The following is a 4,039-nucleotide window of genomic DNA, read 5'->3' on the forward strand; positions in this document are numbered from 1 at the left end:
CTATCATAGTGATGATCCAGTAGAGAATTAGAATCATGAGCAACACGCTCAGGATCACGTTTACCTCTGAAAAAAGTATGTTGATTAGGTTATCCAAGTTTATTCGTTTTTAGAATCTTTCATTCCAAGTTGTTCTTTAAGCTTCGCCAGTTCATCACTTGCTTTTGCTTTCGAGGTATCTGCCGCCTTATCGATTTCCTCATCGATAGATTTAGAAGCATTGGCAATATCTCCATAAGCCTCGGCCAGTGCTTCTTCCTGGGCTACTTTTTCTTTCATTCTTTCCAGCATAGATACTGTACCAGTACTATCTAGTTCAGCCATTTGCTTATTCAGGTTTTTGGTGGCATTCGATACTTTGACCCTTGCTTTTAGGGTCTTGAGTTCATTCTCCCAGTTCCCGATATTTGCTTTTATAGTCTGGATATTTTTTTGCAATTGAGCTACGTTATTATCGAATTTAACCGACTCTTCCTTAGCTCTTAGAACCTGCTGCTCTGCTGCTTCTTTTTGCACAAGAGCTTCCTGCGCAAGACGATCTGCTTCTACCTGTTCCATGTCTTTGGAATGTGCTTTCTTCAGGATGATGATCGCTTTATTCTGGTAATCGTCCACTTTATTCTGAAATTCTTCCTGGTCGTTCTTTGCTCTGATCGCAAGTGCTTTCACCTGTGCCAGTGCTTCCAGACTTTTATCCAGGTCAAGTTTCATATCTCTAATGCCCTGTTCGGTCATTTTGATTGGATCTTCCATTTTGTCCAGGGCAGAATTTGTTTCTGCCTCTCCTATTTTAAATAATCTTTTAAAGATGTTCATAATGCTGAATTTTAATATTTTGAGAATTCTATGATATGATCTGAATATTCACTCATTAATAAGCTGAGTGAGTTTAAGCTCCCTTCCAATTCGTTCAGATCCATGTTCTCAATCTGAAGTGTATCGCGGTAAATGACTTTTTCACCAGACTCGTCCAGTACAAAAGCTCCGTGTACGATATCGCGATTCTTCTGCAACAAACTTTTAAAGATCTTTTCAGACTGGTTATTGATCTTGAAAATGTACTGCTCCATTATTAAGATTGGCGGAGCAACGCCTACGATGAGATTTCTAATTCCAGAATTTTCTTTTTGAATCACTAAAAGTCCATCTTCCGGATTCTCCCGGGTGATATTAAAATTCAATTCCAGCAAAAAATCTCTCGTAATATTAAAGTGATTTTTCATAGGTGGTTATTACGGTTAGTACTACTATTTTGAGAGCCTAATAATACAAAAAAGTATTAAGACTTTGTTAAAGAAACGTGATAAGCTCGGTGGCCATATCGATAATAAATGAGATCATAATTCTAATTCTTTAGTTGGTTAATAACAGATCTCTGAGTGTTCGAACATTTCAGACTAAAAAAATTAGCAATACTGAAATGTATTTGCTAATATTGTTAGACTAATTTACAATAAATATTCAATTCTGCAAATATTATTAGCAACAAATGTCTTTATTCGGAAAAAATATCAGGAAAATAAGATCGGTTCGTAGTTTGAGTCAGCAGGCTTTTGCTGAGCTATTTGACCTTAAACGTGGTACACTGGGCGCTTATGAAGAAGGACGAAGCGAACCTAAGATAGAAACCATTATTAAGATTGCTAATTATTTTAGCATTCCTATAGATGATCTGCTTACCAGCGAACTTACGGTGAATGAACTACTGAAGTTTAGAGGCAAACCTGAGCACGATGACCTTAAAGCTAAACCGGATATTTGCAAGAAAGTGCCCTGTATCATCCCGGAACAACAACAGGATTATATTCAGCATCACACCAAGGAAAATTTTATCGAAGATCTACCCGAAATTCATTTACCGATCTATAATGAAGCAGATCTTCGAGCTTTCGTAATTCATGACCTCGAAATGAGCACAGATTCTGATGGATTTTACCCGAAAGATGTAGTGATAGGTGTGAAAGTTCAGAAGAAGCAATACCCTAATCTAGCGAGTGCATGTTTGTTCCTGGTAGTTTCCGAAGAAAAAGTATTCCTGAGAAGAATATACCAGTCGGCAAAAAAATTCATTTTGAAAGCAGATCACAAAGGCATTGAAGATATTGAGATTCCATATACCGATATTAAAGAGCTATGGGAGATCAAATATGCTTTTTACCATCGTATTCCAGATAGTAGAAATACCGACATTAAACAACAACTGAGTTTTTTAGAGGAAGAATTTCATAAACTGCGTACGTCACTCCACAATTAAATTCAAGGTTCGGTTAAAGTTGTAAGATTATAAAATTACAGGCATAACTATTGCGGTGCTAAATCTTTTAGTACCTTTTAATTCCTATACAACCTAACCTGCTACCTATGAAAAAATTGCTTTTAGGGATCTTCATCTTATCCCAAAGTTTACTATTCGCCCAAAACCCAAGCTATAAAGAAAGTTGGCTACAGATCAATTCGCTTGAGAAAGATGGAAAAGTTGAGACTGCACTAGAGCGTACCAATAACTTAATGCAGCGCGCAAAAAGTGATAAAAGTTATGATGAGCTTATTAAGGCTAAGATCTACCATTATCGCCTATACCAGATCAATCATGAGGATGCGGAGAGCTACATACTTCAGGATATCAATAATTCTATTACACAGATTCCTTTTCCATTTGATCAGGTGCTTCGAAGTTATAAAGCTGAGTTATTAAGTGATTATTATAGACAAAACCGATGGAGTCGCCGGGAACAGAAACAAATCGACGATCCAAATCAAAAGGATTTGAGTACCTGGTCTCTGGAAACTATCAAGGACAGTATACATACAGCACATAAAAATTCTATTGCCAATCCCGGCAAACTGGTCAAATTTCCCAATTCTGAAATTGATGTGCTTTTAAATGCAAAAACTATAACGAGAGATTTCAGACCTTCTATCTATGATCTTCTGGCTGGACGTTATCTGGAGTTTCTTAAGGATGGTAGCTTTTTCAATTCAGAGTTTGAAGCTGCAAAAACAGAAATTAGCAAAGAGGTTCTATTTGCTGTAAACTCGAGATTTGTAAATGCTGAAATTACTGATGTTGAAAATTCCAAGCTGCTTGCTCTACGACAGTATCAGGAACTGGAAAGAATCCATTCAAAAGACAAAGGTGATGTATCTCTGAATTACTGGAAACTACAACGTATTGAGTTTGTTCATGCTGAATTTCATAATGATTTTCAGCAATACATCAGTGCAATTGAGAAGCTGGAAAAAAACTCAAAAGACCGGAAAATTAAGGCTCAGCTAATGTTTGAACTGGCTAATGCCTATGCTGAAAAAGCTTCAGAAAGAGATGAAGAGGGATTACCGAAGTATCCACAATATAATGCTAAAGCGGTCGATCTTTTAAAACTTATTGAGTCTAACTTTAACAATACGCTTACCCGGCAGAATGCTCAGAATCTTTTGAAGATACTTACTACACCAAGTCTGGAGGCGCAATTGCAAAACATTCTCACTCAAAATGAACCAGGTCGTGCCAGGCTTACTTATATAAATATGGATACCGTCTATATGAAAATAGGTAAGGTTAGTATGAATTTCCTGAATAATGGAAATTATAGAGATAGAGCAGATATTATAAAGAAAGAAGCTGCTAAAATTTCAGATAGTTTACAGATCGTTTTACCAGGTGAAACAGATTATAATGAGCATTCTACTGAAATTGTAATTCCGGGAAAAGACTTCGGAAGGTATCTTGTTCATTTATACGATTCAGAAGGCAATCATACTTCCGGGACTTACCTGGTGACCAACATCGCCGTCTCCAGAACAGATTTTGAGAATGAAAATTTGTTTCATGTAGTTGATCGAAAGTCAGGAGAAAATCTAAGCGATGTTGTTCTAAGAGTAAAAAAGGGCAATACCACCATTCTTTCCAGAACTTCTGATCGTAATGGGGAGATAGTAATGGATAGCTATTCCGGGAATCGATATTGGGAAGAACATATAGAATTTACAAAGGGAGATGATTTCTACTCCTCCTCTTACAATCGCGGTGGTCATCGCT

4 protein-coding genes are annotated in these 4,039 nt (G+C 36.9%); 2 read left to right on the forward strand and 2 right to left on the reverse strand.

Annotated features, from left to right (window positions below; translation table 11 throughout):
* Positions 1–99 precede the first annotated feature (99 nt).
* Both ACNI3T_RS03590 and ACNI3T_RS03595 read right to left on the reverse strand, forming a co-directional pair.
* Complete coding sequence (locus tag ACNI3T_RS03590; protein ID WP_418226660.1) at positions 100–816, reverse strand: PspA/IM30 family protein; 717 nt, start codon at positions 814–816, stop codon at positions 100–102.
* Between the two features lie 11 nt (positions 817–827).
* Complete coding sequence (locus ACNI3T_RS03595; protein WP_141876988.1) at positions 828–1,223, reverse strand: type III secretion system chaperone family protein; 396 nt, start codon at positions 1,221–1,223, stop codon at positions 828–830.
* Between the two features lie 266 nt (positions 1,224–1,489).
* Between ACNI3T_RS03595 and ACNI3T_RS03600 the strand changes: the two genes are divergently transcribed.
* Both ACNI3T_RS03600 and ACNI3T_RS03605 read left to right on the forward strand, forming a co-directional pair.
* Positions 1,490–2,254 (forward strand): helix-turn-helix domain-containing protein, encoded by a 765-nt coding sequence (locus tag ACNI3T_RS03600; RefSeq protein ID WP_418226661.1) that lies wholly within the window; start codon positions 1,490–1,492, stop codon positions 2,252–2,254.
* Between the two features lie 107 nt (positions 2,255–2,361).
* Positions 2,362–4,039 (forward strand): hypothetical protein (locus tag ACNI3T_RS03605; protein WP_418226662.1); only part of this gene is annotated, 1,678 nt, incomplete at its 3' end.

This window comes from Christiangramia qingdaonensis (assembly GCF_048381525.1).
In the GTDB taxonomy this organism is placed as follows: domain Bacteria; phylum Bacteroidota; class Bacteroidia; order Flavobacteriales; family Flavobacteriaceae; genus Christiangramia.